General features: G+C 74.4%; 3 protein-coding genes. All 3 read right to left on the minus strand.

Annotation, left to right across the window (positions count from 1 at the left end):
• The coding region (locus tag GA0115240_RS06020; protein ID WP_093735613.1) for a flavin reductase family protein at positions 1–452 on the minus strand (452 nt) is incomplete at its 3' end.
• A gap of 147 nt (positions 453–599) precedes the next feature.
• Complete coding sequence (locus GA0115240_RS06025; protein ID WP_093735614.1) at positions 600–1,757, minus strand: ATP-grasp domain-containing protein; 1,158 nt, start codon at positions 1,755–1,757, stop codon at positions 600–602.
• On the minus strand, positions 1,754–2,840 hold a 1,087-nt coding region (locus GA0115240_RS06030; protein WP_093735615.1), incomplete at its 5' end, for an AMP-binding protein. The genes GA0115240_RS06030 and GA0115240_RS06025, both read right to left, overlap by 4 nt.

Raw genomic sequence — 2,840 nt, forward strand, 5'->3', positions numbered from 1 at the left:
TACGCGGCCACGGTCGGCAGGCCCACCAGCAAGGTGTGGTCGGCGACTTCCACCGTGCGGTCCAGCCGGCAGACCAGCACCGCCGCGTGGTCGTCGAGCACCGGGAGCCCGTCGGTCAGCGTGTACGGGACGCCGTCGAAGCGCGCCGACGGATCGCCCTGGGCGAAGCGGCGGCACAGGTCGCGCTGCTGCCAGGACAGCACGTTCACCGCGAAGCCGCCGGCGGCAACGGCCTGCACGAGGGTGCGGCTGGTGCTGGCGAGCGAGACCAGGACGGCGGGGGGATCGGCGGACAGCGAGACCAGCGAGGTGACGGTGCACCCGATCGGCCCGTCGGGCCCGGTGGTGGTCACGACGCTCGCGCCGCTGGGCAGTTGGGTCATGGTGGCGCAGAAGTCGTCGCGGTCCACGGTCACGGGGCCGAGCCGGGGGGCTGCGGTGGATACGGTCATGGGGACGTCCTCGGGGTGGGGCGCGCCGCTGCGGCGCGCGGTCGGTGGTGCGGTCGTCAGGGCGGGGGCGGGGAACCGGGCGGGCAGGAGGCGGGGCGGCGCCCCGCGGGCGCCATTGGCGCGCCTCCCGCCGCCTCAGCCGCCGCGTCAGCCGAACGTCGAGCGCAGCAGGGCGTCCACCGACGCGACGCGCTGCCGCAACTCGTCGGCGTCGCCCGCCCCGATCACCACGTGGCCGGGGCGTTCATGGCTGTGGCGCCAGACGGGGATGATGTCGCCGGGGCCCACCTGGAGTTCGATCTCGACGACGCCCGCCGCCGAGCGGCAGGCGTCGATGCCGCCGCCGTCGGTGAACACGACGTCCTGCCAGGGGAAGTAGTGCACGGCGGCGTGGCCGTGCTCGGGCAGCCTCTCGTGCGGGTCGGCCCACGGCAGCACCGACTGCACGGCCAGCTCGTACTGGTCGACGCCGCTGACCAGCCGGGTCAGCAGCGGGATGCGGTCGCCGCCGGCCCGGGTGTGGGTCTCGACGATCAGCGCGCGGCCGTTCTCGACCTTCACCTCGGTGTGGGAGGCGCCGACGTTCACCCCGAGTGCGTCCAGGCAGCGGCGTACGGCCGCGTCGATCTCCTCCCGGACCGCGGGGTCCAGGGGCGCGGGCACCGCATGGCCGGTCTCGATGAAGTGCGGACGGCCGGTGGTGCGCTTGGCGGTGATGCCCAGGATGCGGTGCCGCCCGTCGAAGGAAACGGCCTCGACGCTGTACTCCGGTCCGTCGACGCACCGCTCCCACAGCAGCCCGGCCAGTTCCGTGCGGCGCCGCAGGTATTCGGCGGGGTCTGCCACGAACTCCACCCCCCGGCTGCCCGAGCCCTCGATCGGCTTGGCGACCAGCGGGAAGACGTCGGCGGCCGGCTCGTCCCGACCCACCACGCCGAACTGCGGCCCGTCGAAGGCTCCGGCCAGCGCGTGGCGCATCAGCAGCTTGTTGCGGGTGCGCAGCACGGCGCCGACCGGGACCGACGGAAGGCCCAGTGCCTCGGAGAGCAGCGCGGCCGGCAACAGGCCGAACTCGGTGAAGGAGAAGACCGCGCACACCCGCCGCGGCAGCGGCAGGTTCAGCAGGCACAGCGGGTCCTGCCGGTACGGCGCCTCGATCACCTCCAGCGCGCCGGCCACCGGCGGCAGCTTCTCGGACGGATCCACGACGCACAGGAAGGGGATGCCCATCCGGGTCAGCGTGGCGTGCCCCTCGGCGGGGCGGGCCCCGATCAGGACGGCCGGGGGAATGTCGGTTCGGGTCATCTCGCGCCTTCCCGGGCCGGCGGCCGGCCTTCGTGTGCGGACAGCAGTGCGGCCACGGCCGTCCGGTCGGTCTTGCCATTGCCGTTGAGCGGCAGTTCGGACAGCACGCGCAGCGTCGCGGGCACCATGTACGCCGGCAGCCGGGAGCGCAGCGCGTCGAGAAGCAGGCCGGGCTCGGCGCCGTCGCCGGTGCACACCGCGTGCAGTTCGGTGCCGCCCCGGGGCGCGTCGAGGGCCAGTACCACCGCGTCGTGCACGGCCGGCTGGTCGCGCAGCGCGGCCTCGATCTCGCCGAGCTCGACGCGGTAGCCGGCCACCTTCACCTGCTGGTCGAGGCGGCCGAGGTGCAGCAGGCCCCGATCGCCGTCGGGGCGCACCCGGTCACCGGTGCGGTACCACAGGTGCGGCGGCACCGCGGCGAGGTCGCCGGACACGGCCGGCCGGTCGCCGTCGAGATCCCAGAAGCGGGCGGCGTTGTCGGCGGGGTCCAGATAGCCGGGGAAGCGCTGCGGGCCGCGGACGCACAGCTCGCCCTCGGTGGCGGGCCGGCCGTCGGGGTCCAGCACGACGTGCTCCAGGTGTGGATAGACCCGGCCGATCGGGACGGTGCCGTTGGCGGTGGCCGGCCAGTCGGCGGTTTCGGCCGGGAGGCGGTACTCGCTGCAGGTGACGGTGAGTTCGGTCGGCCCGTAGAAGTTCTCCAGCCGCGAGCCGGGTGCGGCGGCCTGCCAGGCGGCGGCCTGCTGGAGGCTGAGCGGCTCGCCGGCGAACAGGCTGAAGCGCAGGCCGGGCATGGACCCCGGGCGCAGGGCGCGCATCCGCCGGGCGAAGGAGACGACCGACGGCACCGAGCACCAGTGGGTGATCCCGCGCCCGGTGACGAACCGTACCGGCGTCAGCACCTCGTCGTGGTCCGGGACGACGAGCGTGGCGCCGCCGCCCCAGGCGGTGAACATGTCGAAGACCGAGACGTCGAAGGTGAGGTCGAAGCTCTGCGACAGCCGGGCCCCCGGTCCCACCTCGTAGCGGGGGATGACATGGGCGAGGTAGGCGCTGATGTTGGCCTGGCGGATCGGGACGCCC

Source organism: Streptomyces sp. DvalAA-14 (assembly GCF_900091855.1).
Taxonomy (GTDB): domain Bacteria; phylum Actinomycetota; class Actinomycetes; order Streptomycetales; family Streptomycetaceae; genus Actinacidiphila.